A 23,331-nucleotide genomic window follows, 5' to 3' on the forward strand; every position below is an offset into this window, starting at 1 on the left:
AAAAGACATCTCCAGTCGTTTATTAGAGTAGTAATGGAGACCAAGGATAAAGCTTTTGTAGGTAAAAACCGAATTTGGCGTTTTATCACAGACTTTGTCATAAATTTACGCTAGGGTGTATGCCATCAGGCAGTCTCCTGAAGCGAAAAAATAACACGAGAAACGCTTTATATGTTCAAGGGAAGAAAGACGTCACGGCTTGCGGTACTGTCCGCTTTTTTGCTTTCGGCAACGGTTATGTGGGCAAACTCGGTATATGCCAGCTCCAGACTTCATACCATTCTTAAACGCGGTGAACTCAGGGTTGGAACCACCGGTGACTGGGATCCAATGACCGTTCGAAATCCTGCAACTAATAAGCATCAGGGCTTTGATATTGATCTTGCCAGAGAACTGGCAAAGGATATGGATGTGAAGCTCAAACTGGTACCTGCCGACTGGAAGACGCTGGTCAATGGTCTGGCCGCTAACAAATACGATATGACCACCAGTGCTTCTAAAAATATGAAGCGGGCCAGAGTGGCGGGTTTTTCAGACAGTTATTTTTCAGTGGGTACCGTACCCATTACGCAAAAGAAACATCTGGATAAATATCAGCGCTGGAGCGATATCAATCGAACCGGCGTGCGTGTTGCCGTCACCCTGGGAACCGTATTTGAGCAGGAAGCCAGAGAGTATTTTCCCAATGCCGACATCCGCACAGTTGAGTCGCCAGCCAGGGACTTTCAGGAGCTGCTGTCCGGTCGCTCTGAAATAGCGGTCACCTCAAACCTTGAAGCCAGAAAGCTGGTGGCGAAATATTCCCACCTTGCGGTTGTGCCAGTGAACAAACCTCGCAAAGCCAAACCGTTGTCCATTATGCTGCCGCAGAATGATCAGGTCTGGATAAATTACATCAATCACTGGATTGAGATGAAACAGGCGCAGGGTTTTTTTGACCAGCTTGAAGCGAAGTGGATGAGGTAATACCAGTTGAACAGGGAAGAATAAAGCAGTGGCTGAAACATAGTTTTCAACCACTGCCAAAGTGGTTCAAGGTACGTGATAGCCAGCCGGTTTGTTGTTGTCGTGTTGCAGCCAGACTTTATTCAGCCAGTCATCTTCGCCCAGCCATTCCAGCACCCATCTTAGACCATTACCCATATTTTCCTTGTTCCAGGCCAGATAGCAGCTGTCGCTCATGGGAATGTCCACCACGTCGCAGCGCACCAGTTGTCCGGCGTCGATATAAGGTTTGGCAAAGTGCGAGGGAAGAATGGTTGAACCCAGACCTTTAATCAGGCACTCAATTGCCATGCGGAAACTGGGAACCGTTAATACCTGCTGGTCATCCAGCAAAAGGTTATAACCGTGCTGGAACACCCGGGAGGTATCCTGAATACAGATCGATGTATGCTCGCGGATAATATCCTGGGTCAGCGGCGCACTGATTTCTGCCAGTGGGTGATCAGGAGAAACCACAAAGTCCCAGTTCAGGCTGCCCATGGGTTTCCATTCAAAACGGTCATTGGCAAGAATGTTATCGGGTATATTTTTAGGCGCTCCCAGTACCAGCTGGCAGCGGTTATGAAACAGTGCGTCCCAGGAACCGTTATGAACCTCGGTATTAATAATCAGGTTGGTTTCCGGGCGCACCTCCTGAAAATCCCTGACCAGGTCGTAGACCATGCCCTGATTCACCACGTTGTCCAGGGCAATGCGCAGTTCCTGCTCCCAGCCGGTGGCCATTTGCCGGGTACTCATTTCCAGCTCTTCCAGCTCCAGCAGCAGGCGGTCAGTGTGTTTGATAAAGTGTTCACCGGCTGGTGTCAGTTCTACCCGTTTGCTGTCTCTCAGAAACAGCTGTACATCAAGGCGCTCCTCCAGCTTACGCACGGTATAACTGATAGCAGATGGCACCTTGTGCAGGTGTTTCGCTGCAGCGGTGAAGTTTCTGAAATGGGCGACAGCCCTGACGATTTCAAGTGAATCCGTTGGGATCATAAGGCGTTACTACTTACTTAAGGGGTAGACTGCCGGCAAGGATATAACTAATCCCATCATTCTGCGAACCCTGACAGGTTAAGACTGGGTGATCAGAAAGCATTCTGATTCAAAAATAAAGAACCAGTATGCAAAACAAGTTAATGTACGTATTGGAACGATTCCCCTAATATACATCCCTCGCTTCGATGCGCAGCGCAACATGCCTGGTTGCCTGACGCAACAGCTATGCAATCTGAACTACACTGTTGCCTGTTCCCGTAGTTCAGAATCCGCAGGCAGAAGCGAATGAGTCTGCACTCAAAAGCAGACTCAGGTGGATGATCAGCAAAAAACCTCTGTAACTTTGGTACAGGGGTTTTTTTGTATGTGCTAAATTCGAGACAGGCTATTTTCCAGACAGATTATTTTCAAAACAGACTAATCTTGCCGGATAACAGCGTCTTTCCCAATCTTTTTCCTCTCTGTTGTCGCGGCTGTAGCCGCAAATCCTGCACTCCACAGGACTCTCAATAGGACCAGACACATGACCGACCTCACCGCTACCAGTCGCCAGGCTCTTCAGCTGATGGACCTGACTTCCCTGAATGAGAACGACACGCCGCAGGTTATTATCGACCTGTGCCACAAGGCGAAAACCGCTGCTGGCAATACGGCCGCTGTGTGTGTTTATCCCCGCTTTGTGCCTGTCGCAAAAAAGACCCTGAAAGCGCTGGGTCTGAATGACGTGACCGTTGCGACAGTGACTAACTTTCCGGAAGGTGGCAATGACATAGACATCGCCGTGACTGAAACCCGTGCTGCTATCGTTTACGGAGCCGACGAAGTAGACGTTGTATTCCCTTACAGAGCATTCATGGACGGTAATGAAACCGTTGGGCGCGAGCTGGTGGCTCAATGCAAGAAAGCCTGTGGCGACAAGGTGATGCTGAAAGTCATCATTGAAACCGGCGAACTGAAAGACCCGGCACTGATTCGCCGTGCCAGCGACATCTGCATCGAAGCAGGCGCTGACTTTATTAAAACTTCTACCGGTAAGGTCGCTGTCAATGCGACGCCGGAATCTGCCCGTATCATGCTCGAAGCGATTCGTGACAGCGGTAAGCAGAACGTTGGCTTCAAGCCTGCCGGTGGTATTCGTACCGCTGAAGATGCTGCTGAGCATCTGGCCATTGCTGCCGACATTATGGGTGCGCAGTGGATCAACCGTGACCACTATCGCTTTGGTGCCAGCAGCCTGCTCGGAAGCCTGCTTACAGCCCTTGGTTTGCAGGAAGCTGAGGAAGATACAGGAGCTTACTGAGATGTTTTTGCCACAGGAAGTGATCCGTCGTAAGCGTGAAGGCGAGGTTCTGGCCGCTGACGAGATCAGACACTTTGTGCGTGGTGTGACAGACAACAGTGTTTCTGAAGGCCAGGTCGCTGCGCTGGCAATGGCCATTTATTTTCAGGGCATGAACATTGACGAGCGAGTGGCGCTGACCTGTGCCATGCGTGATTCCGGAGAAGTTCTGGAATGGGCGTCGGCCAACCTGAACGGCCCTGTTCTGGACAAGCACTCCACAGGAGGGGTAGGCGACGTTGTCAGCCTGATGCTGGGACCCATGATTGCTGCCTGTGGTGGCTATGTCCCCATGATTTCCGGACGTGGCCTCGGGCATACGGGCGGAACTCTGGACAAACTCGACAGTATCCCCGGCTATAACACTCATGCTTCTGAAGAGCTTCTGCGCAAGGTGGTTAAGGAGGCCGGAGTTGCCATTGTTGGCCAGACCAGGGAGCTGGCGCCTGCCGACAAACGCATTTATGGCATTCGAGATGTCACGGCAACCGTTGAATCCATTGATATGATTACCTCATCCATTCTTGCCAAGAAGTTGGCTGAAGGTCTGGATGCCCTGGTGATGGATGTCAAAGTCGGCAGCGGCGCCTTTATGCCTACCTTTGAAAAGTCCGTTGAACTGGCTGAAAGCATTGTTCAGGTGGCTAATGGGGCTGGCGTGAAAACCACGGCACTGTTAACGGATATGAACCAGTGTCTGGCATCCAGTGCCGGTAATGCCGTTGAAGTGCGGGAAGCGGTTCATTTTTTAACGGGTGATTTTCGCAATGAGCGCCTGCTCGAAGTGACCATGGCACAATCGGCGGAACTGCTGGTGTCTGGTGGCCAGGCGTCCGATGCTGCAGAAGCGCGTGACAAATTGCAGGCGGTTCTGGACAACGGCAAGGCGGCAGACATTTTTGGCCGGATGGTGTCCGGGCTTGGCGGGCCTGCTGATTTTGTAGAGAACTGTGATCACTACCTGCCCAAAGCAACCATCAGCAAGCCGGTTTATGCGCAGGCTTCTGGCTTTGTGACAGCAATGAATACCCGTAATGTGGGTATGGCGGTGGTGAAGCTCGGTGGCGGTCGCTCCCACCCTGCAGACACTCTGGATTACAGTGTTGGTATAACGGGTATCTGTCGTCTGGGTGATCAGCTGGATAAGTCAGCGCCGTTAGCGATGTTGCATGCCAGTGATGAGTCATCCTGGCAGGCAGCGGCAGAGATGTTGCGAAGCGCTGTCAGCCTGGGCGACCAGAAGCCTGAATCTCAACCCTGTATTTACAGACAGATTGGCTGAATGTCTTGAAACGCCCGACAGGGATTGTCGGGTAGATTGCCGGGTGAATTGTTCGGCAGTATCAGCTAATGGAAGTATTGACCGCGTCCAGCAGTTCTTCTGCCAGAAACGGTTTGCTCAGGATGGAGGTAAACAGCCTGGGCGGACAGAATGACTTGATGCGGTCTGCATCGCCGATACGCCCTCCTCCGGTCATGCCCAGAACCGGTAGTTTCGGGTTGTCCTGACGTATGGCATGAGCAAGCTGGTTGCCGTCCATTTCAGCCATCATGATATCGGTAATGGCGAGATCAAACGGCTCTTTAATATGAGGCATGGCATAAACGGCATCACTGTATTCCGTTACCTGAAAACCTTCAGATTCAAGAACTTCTCTGACAGACTCCCGAAACGGTTGGTCATCATCAATCAGTAAAATCCTTTTTACCATGGCTTAGCTCCTTGTCAGTGGGATGGAAACGATAAAGCAGGTGCCTTTATTGGCAGCGGTCCTGAAACTGATATCGCCCTCGTTCTCCAGAACCATGCTGTAACACATGGACAGCCCCAGCCCGGTTCCTTTACCGATAGCCTTGGACGTGAAGAATGGCTCGAAAATTTTGCTCTGGTACTCTTCCGGAATGCCTGAACCTGTGTCTTCAATTTCAATGATACCGTTACCCTCTTTGATATAGCTGCGCAGAGTAATGACTTTCTCCTCTGCATCCTCCAGGGCATCCCGGGCATTGGTGAGAAGGTTGGCAACGACCTGCCCCAGCTGAACCGGTGAGGCGTAAATATAAATATCCGGGGACAACTCTTTTTTGAGTTCGATCCTGTTCATTGTCAGGTCTTCTTTTATCAGAACTTCAGCTTTGCGAATCACCCGGTTGAGTTCGATGCTGGTTTTATCTTCGGGCCTGGCGTCACGGCTGATAATACGCAGAGAGTCCATAATTTCCTTGGCTCGTACGGCCTGGTCCCTGATATCTCCGACAAACTTTAAACTCTTCTCATAATCCCTTTGATTCAGGGCTTTTGGAAGCATCTGGCACTTAAGAAGAATGGTGCCAAGAGGCTGACTCAGTTCATGGCCAATGCCAGCAGACATTGCTCCAAGTGATGCCATTTTGTTCATTTCGATCATTTTGTTCTGGAAGTCTTTGCTGGCTTCCTGCGCCTGAATCAGGTCTCTGGTCTGCTCTTTTACTGTGCGATGAATGACGCTGTTACGTTTAATTAACAGCCCTGCATAGAGGGTGATCATGGTAGTGAACACAATCCCGAACAGTAGTACGACGAAGGGAAGCGGCGAGATATTGCTGGAAATATAATGTTGAGACGGGTGAGAGGTTACGCTCCATTGACGCCCCAGCAGGGGAGGAAGGTCTTTTTCGTAGTAAAAAGGCTGCTCATGATGTTCAAGGTGGTCGTGTTCGATTTCAGAAAAATTTTCACTCAGCCTGTCATTGTTCTGGTCGGTTTTATCCACCATGACCATGTGAATATCGGAAATCTGACCTGAAACTCTGGATTGTCTGAACAGGTCGTTCGTTTTGTAAATTCCCAGTACAAAGCCAGCCAGGTTTTTTCTGCGGGCAGCAAGGGTATTGTGCGCCCCTTTGTAGACAGGCATCACGGCCAGAAAGGCTTTTTGTGTGGATTTGTCCTGGATCAGCGTAATACTGGCAGAGGCTTGTGGAAGTCCTGTATCCCGGGCCGTTTCCAGTATTTCACGCCGGGCCTGATTGGTAGAAAGATCAAATCCCAGTGCCATTTCATGGCCTTTATACGGCTCTACGAAGTACACAGGAAAGTGCTCATCTTTAGGTGGAGCCGGAACCATTGCTCCCTGCTGGTACTGGGTAATTTCAAAACCGGGATAATGCTTCCTGATGGTCTGTAACATTTTTTCCTTATTGTCAGAAGTCACTCTGGGAATCCACTCCAGCGCCTGGATGTGTGGCAGATGCTTTAAAATTTCCCTGGCCAGCGCCCTGAATTTGTCGTGATCAGGTAAAAAACCTTCGCCAAAGAAAATACCCAGATCTTGCAATGCCTCAAAGTTTACGGTCAACTCCCGGTGCAGCGATGTCGCCCGCAGGTCAACCTCCCTCTGGAAAGAGATGATCAGGCTTTTCTTTTCCATCTCATAAAGCCAGAAGGCAGTAAAAGCTGAAATTGCTAAACCAATTGCCGTCAGCAAGGGAGTAATGGCCAGTTCTTTTTTCTTTTGCATGCGGTTGTCCTTAACCGGGATGCCTGAAATAACCAGATAAATTATAAAGGCATTAGTTAGTAATCGGTTGGTTTCACGGTCAATAAAGAACAAAAATGGCTACCCTATCCGGTAGCCTATGGGACTGGCTGAGCTATCAGTGGCAGCTATTTTGAAAAACTCCGTAAGCGGTTTTGCTAATGGGTGGGAATGTCTCAGAGTTTAGTGTCCTGATACAAATACCCTGACAGCTTTTTGACGATTTCCTCGAAGGCTTTGGCTAACAATTTATACCTGCCTCCAGTGATTTGAACGACCTTGGGGTGTTGAAGTGATCTATCAATCGTCTCGTTTTTAATCTCTAGCAGGTTGCTCTCATGTTCTGGATCATTGAGTACGGTACTGGTTAACCATTTGGGATTACCGTCGGTTAAATCGAGTGTTGGTAGCTCTGGAACAGACATATTGGCATTACTGTTAATACATTCAATATCTTTCCCTCTTTGAATTTCTGCTGTTGGGCTTGTTGCACCAAGGCTGGCAATTTCCAGGTCAGGTCTGATAAAGGGCAGGTTGGAATGTTTGGAACCCAGCATAAACATTACTGTTTCCTGCTTTAATAAACCGGCCTTTCGTAACATTTCAATGGCTATTCTTAACCCCGTTCCTTCATTGACCAGGTAAAGATTAAACATAATGGAAATGGGTTCCTGAGTGCCAGACTGACTAACTTCATTAAGAGTAACGGCTTGTATTGCTCGTCCAGTTTGCAGACTGGGAATAATTCGATTTTTCCAGTTTCCAATGGTTCGTTCATTAACAAAAACAAAAACTGTCGTTAAATTTGAATTGTAACTGGCTGATTCATGTGTGCCTGGCATGCTATCTTTCAGAAGTTGTGTATACTGCCTTGTTTTTTCAAACAGTATGGTGTTTGTCCTATCAACACTGTGTCTGAGTTCCTCTGTTAGTAGTGAAGAATTTATTTCAAATTTCATACCTGTCTGACTGACAATCAGATGTGGTACAGGTATGCCGTAATGTTTTGGTAGTTCGTCAGATTCTTCACTATCTACTTTTAACATTGTGATGTTCTGGTGAAATGGGGGCTGAGTATTACTCCTGTTTCTAATATTGATTGTATTGTTGAGTATGGAGTTTGGTTCACCTCCTGTTCTGGAAAGAGTGTCAAAGTTGGTAATGTACACGATGATAAAGTTGCTGTTTTCTTCCTTGATGTTATTAAGTGCAACAAGCATATCTTGCTGAGCCTGATGCTCAGCTACAGTTGTAGCCTCAAAAAACAGGGTGTCATGAATACTGGTAACCCATATAAAATTAATGTCTTTATGTCTTTTTAAAATAGCGTCTAATTGATTTATGTGTTCGTTAAATGCTAAATGAGTTTCGTCATTGTTTTTACTTGCTTCTTTATTATGTTTTTTAAATTTGGGTTGCTGTTCCGCCTGATTACTTGTTGTGTGTTCAAATGAATACTTACCGTGTTTTTTACCAAAAAGTCCTGTTTGTAAAAAACCGGCAGGATAATGAGTTTGATAGATGACAGAACCAACCTGATATATGCTCAGAATACTGGCAAATATTAACGACTTGTCGTTAATATTCTCAGAGGGGCTATGCGATTTTGTGTCGCTGCAAAAGAATAGAAACAGCAATAGAACAAATGATTTCTTATGCATTTTAAACAGCTTCTGAAAAATAAATAACAATTCTAAAAAAAGACTGCCCGAGAAGTATAGCTGTCGCCAATGGTTCCTGCGTGATGAGGTTAGCACCCTATCCACAGACCCTTCAGAACACATGCAGAATAGGATATTTCTGCTTTGCATCCTGATACTGGACGATCAGCACAGCCTGACTAATACTGAATTTTTCATAAGAAGTCAGCCCCAAGGCTACCTTAGTCTCTGACCTGTAAATCTTCAGCTTAACCAGACTTTCCAACTATGTTGCTGGATACCAACATGACGATCATTACTGAAGGTGCAAACCGTCTTTACTGCCTCTTATTCAACAGCTGTTCTAACAGCTTTGCTGCGGTTTCTTTGGGGATACTGTTTCTTGCAGCTGCGGAACGAGTCAGGGCTTATGAAGCTGAAAATTTGCACTTTGAGGTGAGACTGATGCCGGCTCCCCAAGGATTCGGTTGTCTGAAAATTTATCCCGAAAATGAGTCAGCCATAAAACTGCAAAATGCCGCTAAAAACTCAGGTTGGTTTATCCGGAAAGGTTTCTACCCTGATGTTGTTTCTACCGTACATATCGGGTTTACGTTTTTATCTACACACATTGGTACAAGTGGCCTGGTTGGGGTCATTAACTTGTCGTACCGATACTGGCACTACAACCCTGCAGCACTCTGGAAGATGATTACACATGCTGTTGGAGCTCACCTTCAGCAGGAGGAAGTGAGGTCCGGCTCTTTACCGGCAGAAAATACTCTGGATGTTGTTCAGCTTGATAATCATATTCGTTTCAAATCCGCAACTGGTCGTATTGAAGGGCAGCGTAAGCGTACCAGCAATCGTAACTTCGGGGGAGCCGCCTCACTGCCTGGACAATTCGTTTCAAATATCGCTTCATCCTCAGGCCATTCCGATAATGGGGGGGATCAACCACCACCCTACGGTCACCATCATACCGGAACGTCAGTTTGCCCTTTATGCTCGGGTCCATGTAAAAAGAAAAATGAGTGTGATGCAGGACAGGCAAGGAGAGAGAAAAAAGCAGCACATGAAAAAGACAAGAGAAGTGACATGGCTACTGCCTTTGATGATCTGGCAAAAGCTATGGGCCGTACGATAATAAAAACGAGTTCGGATACAGGCACTTATATTTCCCGGCTTGAGCTTCTTCGCAGTGTTCGAAGGTTTATCCTGCAAATACCACCGCCAGTTTTAGAGGGCCTTCTGGCAGGACAGCCATCAGCCTCTTCTCCCAGTGCGATTCCCGTTGCAAACCAGAATAGCGTGTCAGAGCCTCATACAATATCTGAGGTAAACACTCTTCGCTCCAGAAACCTTGAATTGGCATTTCAGGTTGTACGTTTACAGGAAACTATCAGAAGTTTAGGTACGCAGCTGAGTGAGTTCAGGAACCAGGCTCACAATCAAAACTGCGCTCTGGCAGAGGAACCAGACAATGCACAGCAGCAATTTGCAAGAAATACTGCTTTAGAGGGTCGAGTTGAAGAATTAACCGCTGGATCGGACGATCTCCTGACATCAAATCTGGATCTGATCGACGAAAATGAAGCACTAACCGCTGAAAATAGAAGGCTGAACGCCCAGATTGAAACACTGAGTGGTGAGGTTATTGAGCTATCCAACCTCCTGGTAGCAAGCCAGGCAGCTCAGCGTCACTGTTTAGAACACCATGGACCTCAACCGGGAAGCTCACAGGCAAACCTGAATGAGAATAATTCTGACCCAGGGAGATTTCCAGATGAAAGTGTCACACCAGGCGGAGGTAGCACAACAGTCTGCTGGAAAAATCAATAATCCGGCTCTACGGCTCTATCTCTGGCGTTGATTAAAGAGGCTCGCAGCGTTCCAGCATTTACATAAATAAATGTGGCCCGAGGAGCCTGCTCTAAAAGGCTGTGAGTGTGGCGACTATCCGGAGAGCTATAGCCACTCACACTGCTGTTTTTTAATCCGTCAGGCAGGTTTCCGTAAATTGAAATGTTGTTACATCAAACAAACCATTAGACGTCAATTTCAGTGTAGGAATCACCGGCAGGCTCATAAACACCAGAGTCATCAACGGCTGAATATCAGCATTGATACCAAACTCATGCTTCGCCATTGCCAGCAGGTCGCCCATGCGGGCAGCCACTTCTTCGGCAGGCTTGTCGGACATCAGACCACCCACCGGCAGAGGCAGGTCACCGATCACCCTGCCATCTTTTACCAGTACAAAACCACCGCCGATGGTTTCAACGTGATTAACGGCAGTGACCATATCCGCGTCGTTATCGCCCACGACCACAATATTGTGGGAATCATGTGATACAGTGGTAGCAATCGCGCCGCCCCTCAGACCGTAGTTAGCCAGAATCGCTACAGACATATTGCCAGAAGCCTTATGGCGCTCAATAACAGCCAGCTTATTCAGGCCCTTGTTCTGGAAAGTGTTCAATCTGGCGTCAAACAGACCTTCCTCATTGGCTTTCACTTCAACTTCTACAGCGTCAGTCAGAACACCGCCGGGACAAACGCCGATGGCACGGGCTTTTTCTGACGTCAGTGGCAGGTCGAAGTGATTTTCAGAAACCGGGGCAATGTTGACGGTATTCAGAACGGAGTCACTGGTGTAATCCTGAATATCGACCAGCATTTCACCGTTGCGGGCCACTTCCTGACCTGCGCAGAACACGCGTCTGGCAGCAAAGGCTTTCAGGTCATTAACAATAACAATATCGGCATCGTAGCCCGGAGCAATGGCTCCCTTGGACTTCAGGCCATAGCATTCTGCTGCATTCAGGGAACCGATGGTGACCGCAGTGACCGGGTCCAGACCTTCTTCAACCGCCACACGCAGGTTCTTGTTTACATGACCGTCTTCAAAGATATCCTTTGGCTCCCGGTCATCGGTGCAGAACAGGCAGCGACGGGCATTATTGGCGTTCACGCCCTGTACCAGAGTCACCAGATCCTTACAGGCAGAGCCTTCACGAATCTGGACGTACATGCCCATGCGAATACGTTCGACCATGGCTTCAACCGTTGAACATTCGTGGTCGGTCTTGATGCCGGACATGGCATAAGCCTGCAGAGCCTGACCCGTCAGACCCGGGCTGTGTCCGTCAGCAACAAACCCGTTATCCAGAGCCAGCTTTACTTTCGCCAGCATATCGTCATCGCCATTAATCACACTCGGGAAGTCCATGACTTCACCGACACCCAGAACGTTAGGATGGTTGATCAGCTCGGCCAGATCATCAGCCAGCAGTCTGGCACCGGCTTCTTCAAACGGCGTTGCCGGTACGCAGGATGGCAGCATCACTTTAACGTTCAGAGGCAGATCTTTAGAGGAATCCAGCATAAAACGGATGCCGTCCAGTCCGCAGACGTTGGCGATTTCGTGAGGATCAGCAATGATGGTGGTGGTGCCGTGAGGCAGCACTACACGGGAAAACTGTGGTGGCGTAATGGAAGACGACTCAATATGAACATGGCTATCGATCAGGCCGGGGATAACCACGCCACCTTCAGCGTCAATCACCTCTCTGGCTTCGTACTCACCAAAACCAATTACCTTGCCATTGCCCAGAGCCAGAGGCCCGTCAACAAGGGTCTGGTTAAAGACGTCAACGACCTTACAGTTGATGATCAGGGTATCTACCGGAGTACGGCCGGCGGCCATGTCGATAAGCTGTTTCATAATGTGTGTTTTGCCAGAATCTGAAAAAGAAAACGTCGATGGATAACCATCGACGTGATCAAAGAGTTACTCAGCCGCACCCAGAACCGGGTTGAATGTATCCTGAGTGTGGAAGTCCACTGCACCCAGATCAGTCATTGCGTAATCAGGAATGGCAGTGATCTGCAGACAGCACATGTAAAATACCGGATCAGGCAGGTCACAACCCAGCTCGCGGGCTACCTCTTTCATTTTGCGTTCTGCTTCAGCCATGGCTTCTGGCTCAATATCAGAAGTGATACCGCAGATTGGCAGATGGATGAAATCCAGGATTTCACCGTCTTTCACGATCACCTGACCGCCGCCTTTTTCAGCGATGTAGTTAATCGCCAGCGCCATGTCTTCGGAGTTGGTACCGATACACATAATATTGTTGTCGTCTGGTGCCTTGGAGCTGGCCATTGCGCCGCCTTTCAGTTTCCAGCCGGAAACAAAGGCAACAGGCTTGTTACCGTTTTTACCAAAGCGCTCAACAACTGTCGCATAAAGAACGTCGTTTTCTACGTCTGGCAGAACCACGCCATTCTCAACGTTCAATTCAACATCACGACGTTTGCGGACGAACGGCACGTCGTAATCCACTTCCATGGACAGAACCTTCACACGATCCGCATCGATATCGGTGCGAACTTTCATGTCTTCAGCCGTGATCGCAGGAATTTTCAGCCTGGAAGACAGGGTTTCGGAACGCGCAGGCGCTTTCAGGTCTACCGCCATTTTGCCATCATCAACCACCAGTTTGCCTTTAGCGATCACCTTGTCGATGCTGAATTCGCGCAGGTCGTCAACGAACAGGATATCTGCGATTTTTCCCGGAGAAATAGAACCGACCAGGTGGTCAATACGATAAGCTTCCGCACTGTTCAGGGAACCCATCTGGATAGCCGTGATCGGGTCAACGCCAGCGGCTATGGTCATGCGGATCAGCTTGTCCATGTGACCGTTTTCCAGAATCTCGGAAGGAATCACATCGTCAGTACAGAAGCTGACACGACGAGCAACACGTGGGTTGATATGGGTAACAACCTTCATATTCTCGTTCAGGAAGTGAGAGATGGAAGACTCACGAATCAGCAGGAACATACCCTTGCGGATTTTTTCCATGGCTTCCTTGTGGTCATAGCTTTCATGGTCCAGACGTACGCCAGCACTCAGAATGCCGTTCAGTCGTTCACCGGTTGTCATAGGAGCGCAGCCGAACACTGGCAGGTTGTTTTCCTGCGCCGTTTCAATAGCACCCATCACACCGTCGTGTTTGTTTTCAACAAATTCAGAAACGGTTTCCCATACGCCAAACACTTCCGGCCACTTCTGAACTTCTTTATGAACCTCTGGGGTTACGTCAAAGCCAACGGTGGATTTTGGCAGTGTGTAAGGTGTGGTGAATGGCAGACCCCAGAACACTTTCAGAGGACCTTCGCTGATTTCGTCCAGCACCTCGCGCACCCCTTCCAGGCCAGCGGTCACCAGATACTGGTCCAGACCGGACACGATGCTGGTGGTACCGCAGGGTACAACTGCCTTGGCAAAGCTGGTCATGGACATCTTGCTGCACTCAATGTGCAGGTGACCGTCGATCAGACCCGGACACAGAAACTTGCCTTCTGCGTCGATGATCCGGGTGTTGTCGCCGATGTAAGCGTCGCACTCTCCAGTTGCTACAATACGGGAGCGATAGATGGCTACGTCCGCAGGGTAGATTTCAGAAGAGGTTACGTTAACCAGCTGGCCGTTTTTGATCACGATATCCGCAGGGATTTTTGCCATGCCGGCATCGATCATGTCGCGCAGGTTTTCTTTGATCATGGGTCAAACTCTCAACAGGCGTTGTCCGTTGCAAAGGAGGACAACGACTTTAAAAACAGATTAAAAGGCGGCAGATAGCCGCAAAAGCATGTACAGGTTCAGAAGGCTTTGAGCCAGATGAAGTACATATCAGGGCAAGGCAGTCACAGGCTTCAGAATGAAGCTGGCTACCCGGAGAGCATGACAGGTGTCAGATCCAGCCGGTCTTTTCAGGCTGGGGGCAGGATGATTCTGTAAGGTGGCGAGTCGCCTGAACAGCAGAATTAGTCATCACAAACTCGAACGAAAAACGAAAGTGTATGTCAGAACACTATATAGAACGCTATGTGCAAGATCATTATATGGTCGTTCGATAAATTTTCACCTCAAAAATACGAAATTTCGGAAAGTCCTTAAGGATTCAAAGTGGCAGACAAGAGTGGTCGATCACTGGCAGACTTTGCCAATATCATTGAGAGCCTGACATCAGACATGACCCCCGGGCAACGTTACCAGACATTGCTGTCCGGGTTGTCCGGCCTGTTTCCCTGCGATGCCACCTGTCTGCTGAAACTCGATACCAACCTGCTCTACCCCGTGGCTTCGGTGGGCCTGTCAGCAGATGCCAGAAGTCGCCGCTTTCCCATTGACAGACATCCCCGCTTTGCAGAAATACTGGCGAGCCCTCTGCCTGTCCAGTTTTCAGTAGACAGCGCCCTGCCAGACCCCTTTGACGGGCTGATGGCGACCGGTAACGAATGCACAAAAATCCATAACTGCATAGGGATAAGGCTTATGGTCGATGGGCGTATATGGGGCGTCCTGTGCCTTGAAGCCCTGAATACCGGGGCATTTTGCCAGATGAAACCGGAGTCTTTCAGGACGGCTGTTGCGATTGTGACAGCGACCATCAAAATGGTGACCCTGATTCATCAGCTTGAAGAAAATGTGGCTTACGAGCATGAGTTGAACCAGCGTCTTTTATCATCCGGCCGAACGTCTGCCCCTTCAGACCTGATCGGGGAAAGCCCGGCGATGAAAGCCTTAAATAAGGATATCGAGGTGGTGGCGGGCTCAGGGTTGGCAGTACTGGTACAGGGAGAAACCGGTACCGGCAAGGAACTGGTCGCCAGAAAGATTCACCGTTTATCTGACCGCAACGGTTCTGCCATGATTCAGGTTAACTGCGCGTCACTGCCTGAACATATTGTTGAAAGCGAACTGTTTGGTCATGTACGGGGAGCTTTTACCGGGGCTGTGAAAGACCGTCAGGGCAAGTTCAGGCTGGCTGACAATGGCACCATTTTTCTGGACGAGATCGGTGAGCTGCCCCTGAATACCCAGGCAAAACTGCTTCGGGTGTTGCAGACCGGAGAGGTTCAGCCCGTGGGTAAGGACCAGTTGCTGAAGGTGAATGTCAGGGTGATTGCCGCCACGAATCGTGACCTGATGACAGAGGTTCGGGAAGGGCGTTTCCGGTCAGACCTGTATCATCGGTTGAATGCCTATCCTCTGGAAGTTCCCCCCTTACGCAGCAGGGAGGGCGATATACTGTTGTTGGCTGGTTTTTTTATGGAGCTGTATACCCATCGCTTTCATTCGGCGGTGTTGCGTCTGGACGAGGCGAGTAAACAATTATTACAGGCATACCAATGGCCGGGTAATGTCCGGGAGCTGGAGCATGCCATTAACCGGGCAGCACTGAAAGCCTGCCATGACCAGAACACTGACAGACTGGTGATTATTACGCCTGAACATCTTGGTCTTGATAGCCCGGCTGAAAGGATCAACCGTCCGGAACAGGTTGTTAATGAGTCCGGTGATTTGCGATCCGCTCTGGACACTTATCAAAAGCAGATGATTACGCGTCTGCTAAATGAAAAAGACAATAACTGGTCTGAAGTTGCAAGATACCTGAATATGGATCGCGCCAACCTGAACCGCTTGGCGAAACGACTTGGCCTGAAGTGATCAGGCATAAAACTCAACATAAAATTCGGCGTAACCCTCTAACTCCAGATGGTGTCTGGCACTGGGTTTAATCACAATGCTGTCAGGTTCAGCGACTTTAATTTTTTCCTGTGTTTCATCGTCACAGAAAATCAGGCTTCCTTTTTGCACCGTTAGCACTCCCCATTTATCTTTCGCCGTTGAGTGCTGTTTCAGAAAAGCATCAGGAACATTGTCGGATGTGAACAGCCCTGTGCGTTTATAAGGGGTGACAGAATCGGGAAGAACTCTCATAACGACACCTGTTGTTTGTATCAGGGGGATTTGTAAACCATCCAGGCCAGCCAGAGCAGGGCAAACAGTTTGAGCAACTCAGTAATAGCAAACCCTGTGTGGCTGTTTGACGGCAACACCGGTTGCCCGGAAATAATCTGCTCTGCACGGCTATTCAGAATGGGAAGCAACCAGAGCGTCTGAACAAGCTGGCAGAGTGCAATAAGGGCAGCTGCACAAAGAATTGCCTTTGTCAGGGGAAGCCCAAACAAGATGCCAGCCAGAATCACCAGAAATACCCATTGCACCTTTTCAAAGACCCCAAAAACATGCCGGCCCACATCGACTCCTGTTGCCAGCGTCAGGCTGGGGGCATGAAATTTAACAGGTGCTTCCAGAAAGGAGATGCCCAGGATCATGCCACTCCAGATCAGTACCAGAAAAAGTGCCAGCGGCTTTAGCATAAGTACTACCGTTGTCAGGGTTGTTGCAGAACGTCCGCCGACTTCTGAACCGCCGCCTTTTCAGGCAAAGCGAGTTTGATCAGAAACAGAGCCAGCGCCAGTACGCCTGCTGAAAAAATGATATCTCCTATCATACGTAACCAGACCAGAGTATGGATAATGGGCTGGTGGATAAATTCCGGTGAGCGGGCATACCAGTAGCCATGATCAATGCTGGCTATGGCCTGTAAAACACCCACCGGCAATAGTGTTGTCAGTGCCATGGCGGCCAGCCCGAGGTTGAAACTCCAGAAAGCCCATTTTAAAAGACGGTTGTCCCATACCCGATTATCAGACAGACCTTTCATGCAGAGAGTTAACAGGCCAATGCCTAACATTCCATAAACACCAAACAGTGCCGTATGACCGTGGAGAGGTGTCGTATTCAATCCCTGTATGTAATAGAGGGAGACAGGTGGATTTATTAAAAATCCAAACACCCCGGCACCCACCAGGTTCCAGAAGGCGGTCGCGACGAAAAATAAAACCGGCCACTGATAGTCTTTCATCCAGCCAGTGACTTTGCGCAAGCGATAATTCTCATAGGCTTCAAACCCGATCAGGCTCAGGGGAACGACTTCCAGCGCAGAGAAGCAGGCTCCCCAGGCAATCACTGACGTGGGAACTCCGCCGAAGTAAAGGTGATGCAGCGTACCTATGATGCCGCCTGCCAGAAAGATGATGGTGGCGAAAAGAACAGCACTGCCAGCGGTTTTAGCCCTGACCAGCCCAAGCCGGACAAACAGTATGGCAATAACCGCCGTTGCGAACACTTCAAAAAATGCTTCCACCCAAAGGTGGACAACCCACCACCGCCAGTATTCTGCTATTGCCAGATGGGTGCGCTGTCCCATAAACAGCCCCGCACCATAAAACAGACCTATGGCGATGGCGGACAGGAAGAACACCCATAACACATGCCTGTCTGCCTTGCGGGCTTTCAGTGCCGGAAGTATGGCGCGGCTGACCAGCAGCAGCCAGATCAGCAGGCCGGAAAACAGTAACAGCTGCCAGAATTTGCCAAGGTCTACAAACTCCATGCCCTGGTGACCAAACCAGAAGTTGTCATTCAGGTTAAAGTACTGCTGAATCCCCAGCCACTCTCCGGTCATGGAACCGGCGACCACGATGACCAGCGCAACATAGAGACAATTGACACCGGTCTTTTGCCATTCTGGCTCAAAGCCGGACAGCAACGGGGCAAAATACAATCCGGTCCCGAGCCAGATGGTGGCTATCCAGAATACGCCGAGCTGAGTATGCCAGGTGCGGGTAAGAGCGTAAGGAATAATTTCGCTGATATTAATGCCGTAAAATTCATGCCCTTCTACGGCGTAATGGGCGGTAATGGCCCCCATGACCACCTGCAACAGAAACAGCGCAACAGCCGTCCAGAAAAATTTACGGGTTGCCAGCATTGATGGCGTTGCGGCTATTTCCCTTAGAGGGTCCCGGTCAGGCAGCTCCGGGGCTGGTGTGTGGCGGGCAGTGGCTGCATGGTACCAGGCCAGTGCGCCGATGCCGGCAATGAGCATGATAATGCTGACGACAGACCAGAACAGAAGCGAGCCGGGAGGCTGGTTATCAATCAGGGGTTCATGGGGCCAGTTGCTGGTGTAGGTAAAGTCTTTGCCCGGACGGTTGGTGGATGTCGCCCAGGTGGTCCAGAACAGGAAAGCACTCAGCCATTGCCGGTGCTGAAGTGTGGGAATGGGGTTGTCGCGGATGGCGTATTGTTCCCTGAGAGCGTGAAATGCCGGATCATCACTGAATAACCGTTGATAGTATTGCGACAGGTGTCTGACAATTTCAGCCCTCTGCCCGTTGAGCTGGATCGAGCCATCTTCCGGATCAAAGGTATTGGTTCTGATTGCCTGTTTTGCCTGTTCCCTGATCGCAGCCTGCTGTGGGGCTGGCAGTTGTTGCCAGGGCTGGTTATGTACCTTCAGGGCCATAGCGTCCAGCAACATTTCTGCTTCCCGGTGCAGCCAGTCGGCATTCCAGTCTGGCGCCACGTAACTGCCATGTCCCCAGATTGAGCCGGTTTCATGACCGCCAATTGAGCGCCAGACCTGCTGACCGTTGCGAATGTCTTCACCGGTGAACAGCACGGCACCTGACTCATCCACGACCTGTGCAGGAATCGGGGGAGCGTGCCGGTATATTTCCTGCCCCATCATCAGCAGCACAAAAAATGAAGCCACAAACATCAGCCCCAGTATCCACCAGGCGGTTTTATTGCTGTCTTTATTGTTCTTGGACATCTTTGCTCTCCAGGTCGTGTTTTGTCGTTTTCGGAGGCAAAGGCAGAAAGCGTGCCAGTTTCTAAAAGGCGATAATTCAGGAGGGATTCTGACAGGAGCTGAAAAAAAGCAGGGAGTGGTATCAGTAACAGAGTCATTCTGACCCGCATCTCTGGTCAGAATGACTACACGACAAACCACTATGAATGGAAAGCCGGGGATCTGGCCGACATCAGCAGGAAATGTTGCGCTCAGCCAATGTGGCACAGGTTATGTATGCTCAATACAAAAAAAGAGGAGCCTGCGATGAATGATCTGTGTAAAAAAGAAGATGTGCGGCTGCTGGTGCATGAATTTTATGCTGCGGTCAGAAAGGACAGTATCCTTGGCCCCATTTTTAATGACGTTGCTCAGGTTGACTGGGACGCTCACCTGCCCATCATGGTGACTTTCTGGGAGTCACTGCTGCTGAAAACAGATCGTTACCGGCGCAACGCCCTTGAGCCTCATTTGAAGCTGTTTAAGGAAATCGCCTTTCGGCAGGAGATGATGGATCGCTGGCTGATGAATTTTGATGCGACCATGGACAGTCATTTTCAGGGGGAAACCGCAGAGAAGGCAAAGGACTGGGCAAGAGGGATTGCTCATAACCTTCAGAGACAGATACGGAAACAGGGAGGGTTGCAGATAAAAGAGCCTGGTGGATAACTCCCCGAAGCGATACTCCGGGGAGTTTGCCGAACGGCTTACAGGAAAGCGTAGCGGAGCAGGAATACAACGGTCAGCAGGGCGCAGACCGGAGATATTTCTTTATAACGACCAGACACGATTTTCATAAACGTGTAAGCGATAAAGCCTGTTGCGATACCTTCTGTCAGGGTGAAGCTGAAAGGAATCATGATGGTAGCGGCAAAGGCCGGTACTGATTCAGTAAAGTCATCCCAGTTCACTTTGGTCAGGTCAGCGGTCATCAGCAGACCCACATAGATCAGGGCGCCTGCTGTCGCATAAGCTGGAATCATGCCTGCCAGTGGCGAGAAGAAAATAGCTAGCAGGAACAGGATACCAACGACAACGGCCATCAAACCGGAACGACCACCATCAACAACACCTGTCGCACTTTCAATGTAAGGGCAGATGGACGATGTACCCATGAAGGCTCCACCGGCAGAACCCAGGCTGTCGATGTACAGGGATTTGGTGGCATTCGGGTAGTTGCCGGTAGAGTCGGTCAGACCCGCTTTATCGGTGACTGCGATAAAAGTACCGGCCGATTCAAACAGGCTGACCAGCATCACCGACAGAATCACACCAAACAGACTCATATCCAGAGCGCCCATGTAATCCAGCTGTCCGACAACCGGTGCAATGCTTGGAGGCATAGAAGCGATTCCGGTGTACTGCACATCACCAATGGCCAGGCCAATCAGGGTGATGGAGGCGATAGAAACGACAACTGCCGCCTTAAAACCCCGGTGTACCAGACCCACCATCATCAGGAAACCCAGACAACCCAGTACAAATTCGGCAGAGCGGGGGTTGCCGATGGTGACCATTGTGGCAGGGTGACCCACAATAATGTGGGCGTTATGCAGGCCAATCAGGGCAATAAACAGGCCGCAACCTGTTGCAATGCCGACGCGCAGACTGGTCGGGATGCTGGTGATAATGTAGGCGCGGAATGGAGCAGCTATAGCAAACAGCAACGAACCCCAGAAGATAACCGCCATGCCGGTTTGCCAGGCCAGCCCCATGCTGCCCACCAGAAAGAAAGCAAAGTAGCTGTTCAGGCCCATCGCCGGTGCCATGGCAATTGGCAGGTTGGCAAAGACACCCATGGCGATACTGCCAATGGCGGCAATCAGACAGGTGGTGACGAACACCGCCTGAGCATCCATACCGGCAGCGGACAGGATTTGAGGGTTTACAAAAATAATATAAGCCATGGTGAGGAAAGTGGTCACGCCTGCCATGCTTTCCTGTTTTATGCTGGTGCCTTTTGCTGACAGGTCGAAGAAGCGTTCAATCCATCCGGTTTTCTCTGGCTGTGGGCAAGACGACTGGGAGAGATGACGGGTTTCCCGAATAGCAGAAGTGGTCATAACAAACTCGGATGGCTGATCAAAAAATGTACGAACTTAGTTCGATCAAAAACATTATATTGTCGTTCAAATATTTTTCACCTTAAAAGTGTATCAGTCACGGAAAGTACTGATGATGAATCGGTGTTTGCTTGGTCGGTTGTGAAAAAGGTTGAAATGAGGAATATAGATTATTTTTTGATCACGAATTACTGCGACGAACAGCACTAATCTGGGTAATAATGAACCATTATGAACACAGATGCTTCAGGTGTCGCAGATGAAACGAGCTATCGTTCTGGTCATGGATTCTTTTGGTGTAGGCGCCACAGAGGATGCTGGTAAATTCGGAGACAAGGGGTCTAACACCATCGGGCATATCGCCAAAGCCTGCGCTGAAGGCAAGGCTGATATTGGTCGTCAGGGACCTTTACAGCTACCTGTACTAGCCAGTCTGGGGCTGGTGCATGCAGCTCAGGAATCGGCAGGTGAATTTCCTGCCGGTATGAACACCGATGTCGACATTGTCGGGGCTTACGGGCATGCGAAAGAGCTGTCCAGCGGCAAGGACACCCCCAGTGGTCACTGGGAGATGATGGGGGTTCCGGTGTTATATGAATGGGGATACTTCAAGGATCTGAAAAACAGTTTTCCTGCGAAACTGCTCAAGGAAATTATGGCAAAGGCAGACATCCCCGGTTATCTGGGTAACTGTCACTCGTCGGGTACCGTGATTCTGGAGCAGCTGGGTGAAGAACACATGCAAACCGGCAAGCCGATTTTCTACACATCGGCCGACAGTGTGTTCCAGATTGCCTGCCATGAAGAAACGTTCGGGCTTGAGCGCCTCTATAAACTCTGTGAACTGGTCAGGGAGATTCTGGAGCCTTACAATATCGGGCGGGTGATTGCCCGTCCCTTTATCGGTGATGATGCCGGTGATTTCCAGCGCACCGGTAATCGTCGTGATTATTCCGTACTGCCTCCTTCACCTACCCTGCTCGATAAACTGGCCGAAACAGGTGGTGAAGTGGTCAGTGTGGGCAAAATTGCCGATATTTTTGCCCATCAGGGCATCACTAAAAAGTTGAAAGCCAACGGAATTGCCGGACTGTTTGAAACCACCATGCAGGCGTTTGAGTCGGCTGGTGATCAGTCCCTGATCTTCACTAATTTTGTTGATTTCGATTCGTCGTTTGGCCATCGTCGTGACGTAGCCGGCTATGCTGGCGCACTTGAACAGCTGGATGCCATGCTGCCCCGCCTGCTGAAAGAGATGGAAGACGATGACCTGTTAATTATCACGGCGGACCACGGTTGTGACCCAACCTGGGTCGGCACTGACCATACCCGTGAACACATTCCTGTGCTGGTGTTTGGCCGTAAGATCAAGCCGGGCTCTCTGGGACGCCGCGAGACTTTTGCGGATATCGGGCAAAGCCTTGCCAGTTATTTTGGACTGGAGCCGATGGAATACGGCACCAGTTTTTTAAAATGAGTTAAAGAGGTAAAAAGAGTGACTCCTCATATTCACGCTAAACCAGGTGCCTTTGCTGACGTTTGTCTGATGCCTGGTGACCCTCTGCGCGCAAAATACATTGCTGAAACCTTCCTCGAAGGCTCTGAGCTGGTTAACGAAGTTCGTAACATGCTGGGTTATACCGGTGAATATAAAGGTCGCAAGGTGTCTGTGATGGGGTCCGGTATGGGCATCCCTTCCGCATCCATCTATTACAAGGAACTGATTACCGAGTACGGTGTGAACAAGCTGATTCGTGTGGGTTCCTGTGGCGCGATTTCTCAGGATGTCAGGCTGCGTGACATTGTTATTGGTATGGGTGCCTGCACCGATTCAAAAGTTAACCGCATGCGTTTCAACGACCATGACTTTGCGGCTATTGCCGACTATGGCCTGCTGGAGAACGCTGTCAGTACCGCCCGTGACAAAAATCTGCCGGTGAAGGTAGGCAACCTGTACTCTGCTGACCTGTTCTACAGTCCCGAGAAAGATATGTTCGATATCATGGAGCGACACGGCATTCTGGGGGTAGAGATGGAAGCAGCGGGTCTTTATGGTGTATGCGCTGAATACGGTGCCAAAGGTCTGGCGATTTGCACAACCAGTGACCATATTCGCCGTGGCGAAGCCCTGTCTCCGGAAGATCGTCAGCTGTCGTTTAATGAAATGATTGAAATTGCACTGGACTCTGTGCTGCTGTAATCAGCCTGAGCCCGATGCAACATCGG

General features: G+C 49.8%; 18 protein-coding genes. 8 read left to right on the forward strand and 10 right to left on the reverse strand.

Going from position 1 to position 23,331, the window contains the following annotated elements; all coding sequences use genetic code 11:
- Positions 1-171 precede the first annotated feature (171 nt).
- Entirely contained in the window at positions 172-966 is a 795-nt protein-coding gene (locus tag V5J35_RS12820; RefSeq protein ID WP_354007509.1) for a transporter substrate-binding domain-containing protein, read from the forward strand.
- Between the two features lie 66 nt (positions 967-1,032).
- Here the strand turns inward: V5J35_RS12820 and V5J35_RS12825 are convergent, their stop codons facing one another.
- The gene (locus V5J35_RS12825; protein ID WP_354007510.1) at positions 1,033-1,983 is read right to left on the reverse strand and encodes a LysR substrate-binding domain-containing protein; all 951 of its coding nucleotides are present in this window, start codon (positions 1,981-1,983) and stop codon (positions 1,033-1,035) included.
- A 526-nt stretch (positions 1,984-2,509) separates the two neighbouring features.
- Between V5J35_RS12825 and deoC the strand changes: the two genes are divergently transcribed.
- Complete coding sequence (gene deoC / locus V5J35_RS12830) at positions 2,510-3,286, forward strand: deoxyribose-phosphate aldolase (RefSeq protein WP_354007511.1); 777 nt, start codon at positions 2,510-2,512, stop codon at positions 3,284-3,286.
- Position 3,287: 1 nt separating this feature from the next.
- A complete protein-coding gene (gene deoA, locus V5J35_RS12835; protein WP_354007512.1) occupies positions 3,288-4,607 on the forward strand; it encodes a thymidine phosphorylase in 1,320 nt (439 codons plus the stop codon).
- 61 nt (positions 4,608-4,668) lie between these two features.
- Here the strand turns inward: deoA and V5J35_RS12840 are convergent, their stop codons facing one another.
- The 3 genes from V5J35_RS12840 to V5J35_RS12850 form a co-directional block, all read right to left on the reverse strand.
- Positions 4,669-5,037: a response regulator gene (locus V5J35_RS12840; protein WP_354007513.1), complete on the reverse strand. Its 369-nt coding sequence runs from the start codon at positions 5,035-5,037 to the stop codon at positions 4,669-4,671.
- 3 nt (positions 5,038-5,040) lie between these two features.
- Positions 5,041-6,825, reverse strand: a complete 1,785-nt coding sequence (locus V5J35_RS12845; protein ID WP_354007514.1) for a CHASE domain-containing protein — start codon at positions 6,823-6,825, stop codon at positions 5,041-5,043.
- 194 nt (positions 6,826-7,019) lie between these two features.
- A complete protein-coding gene (locus tag V5J35_RS12850) occupies positions 7,020-8,504 on the reverse strand; it encodes a hypothetical protein (RefSeq protein ID WP_354007515.1) in 1,485 nt (494 codons plus the stop codon).
- Between the two features lie 285 nt (positions 8,505-8,789).
- Here V5J35_RS12850 and V5J35_RS12855 point away from each other — a divergent pair, with 285 nt between their 5' ends.
- Entirely contained in the window at positions 8,790-10,325 is a 1,536-nt protein-coding gene (locus tag V5J35_RS12855; RefSeq protein ID WP_354007516.1) for a hypothetical protein, read from the forward strand.
- A 151-nt stretch (positions 10,326-10,476) separates the two neighbouring features.
- Here the strand turns inward: V5J35_RS12855 and ade are convergent, their stop codons facing one another.
- Positions 10,477-12,210, reverse strand: a complete 1,734-nt coding sequence (gene ade, locus V5J35_RS12860) for an adenine deaminase (RefSeq protein ID WP_354007517.1) — start codon at positions 12,208-12,210, stop codon at positions 10,477-10,479.
- Positions 12,211-12,276: 66 nt separating this feature from the next.
- Positions 12,277-14,055, reverse strand: coding sequence for an adenine deaminase (locus V5J35_RS12865; RefSeq protein WP_354007518.1), 1,779 nt, complete (start codon positions 14,053-14,055; stop codon positions 12,277-12,279).
- 405 nt (positions 14,056-14,460) lie between these two features.
- Between V5J35_RS12865 and norR the strand changes: the two genes are divergently transcribed.
- Entirely contained in the window at positions 14,461-16,005 is a 1,545-nt protein-coding gene (norR, locus tag V5J35_RS12870) for a nitric oxide reductase transcriptional regulator NorR (protein ID WP_354007519.1), read from the forward strand.
- On the opposite strand, the gene V5J35_RS12875 is transcribed toward norR, so the two are convergent.
- Genes V5J35_RS12875 through V5J35_RS12885 form a run of 3 tightly spaced genes read right to left on the reverse strand, consistent with a single transcriptional unit; the run spans position 16,006 to position 19,024 of the window.
- Entirely contained in the window at positions 16,006-16,278 is a 273-nt protein-coding gene (locus V5J35_RS12875) for a TehB-like domain-containing protein (RefSeq protein WP_354007520.1), read from the reverse strand. It abuts the gene before it with no gap.
- Between the two features lie 20 nt (positions 16,279-16,298).
- Positions 16,299-16,721 (reverse strand): hypothetical protein, encoded by a 423-nt coding sequence (locus V5J35_RS12880; protein ID WP_354007521.1) that lies wholly within the window; start codon positions 16,719-16,721, stop codon positions 16,299-16,301.
- A gap of 14 nt (positions 16,722-16,735) precedes the next feature.
- On the reverse strand, positions 16,736-19,024 hold the full coding sequence (locus tag V5J35_RS12885; protein WP_354007522.1) for a nitric-oxide reductase large subunit: 2,289 nt from the start codon (positions 19,022-19,024) through the stop codon (positions 16,736-16,738).
- A 255-nt stretch (positions 19,025-19,279) separates the two neighbouring features.
- Between V5J35_RS12885 and V5J35_RS12890 the strand changes: the two genes are divergently transcribed.
- Complete coding sequence (locus V5J35_RS12890; protein ID WP_354007523.1) at positions 19,280-19,711, forward strand: group III truncated hemoglobin; 432 nt, start codon at positions 19,280-19,282, stop codon at positions 19,709-19,711.
- Between the two features lie 38 nt (positions 19,712-19,749).
- On the opposite strand, the gene V5J35_RS12895 is transcribed toward V5J35_RS12890, so the two are convergent.
- Entirely contained in the window at positions 19,750-21,105 is a 1,356-nt protein-coding gene (locus V5J35_RS12895; protein ID WP_354016400.1) for an NCS2 family permease, read from the reverse strand.
- A gap of 259 nt (positions 21,106-21,364) precedes the next feature.
- Between V5J35_RS12895 and V5J35_RS12900 the strand changes: the two genes are divergently transcribed.
- Together V5J35_RS12900 and deoD are read left to right on the forward strand one after the other, a co-directional pair.
- The gene (locus tag V5J35_RS12900; RefSeq protein ID WP_354007524.1) at positions 21,365-22,582 is read left to right on the forward strand and encodes a phosphopentomutase; all 1,218 of its coding nucleotides are present in this window, start codon (positions 21,365-21,367) and stop codon (positions 22,580-22,582) included.
- 18 nt (positions 22,583-22,600) lie between these two features.
- The gene (gene deoD / locus V5J35_RS12905; RefSeq protein WP_354007525.1) at positions 22,601-23,305 is read left to right on the forward strand and encodes a purine-nucleoside phosphorylase; all 705 of its coding nucleotides are present in this window, start codon (positions 22,601-22,603) and stop codon (positions 23,303-23,305) included.
- Positions 23,306-23,331 lie beyond the last annotated feature (26 nt).

This window comes from Endozoicomonas sp. NE40, from assembly GCF_040549045.1.
GTDB classification, from domain to species: domain Bacteria; phylum Pseudomonadota; class Gammaproteobacteria; order Pseudomonadales; family Endozoicomonadaceae; genus Endozoicomonas_A; species Endozoicomonas_A lisbonensis.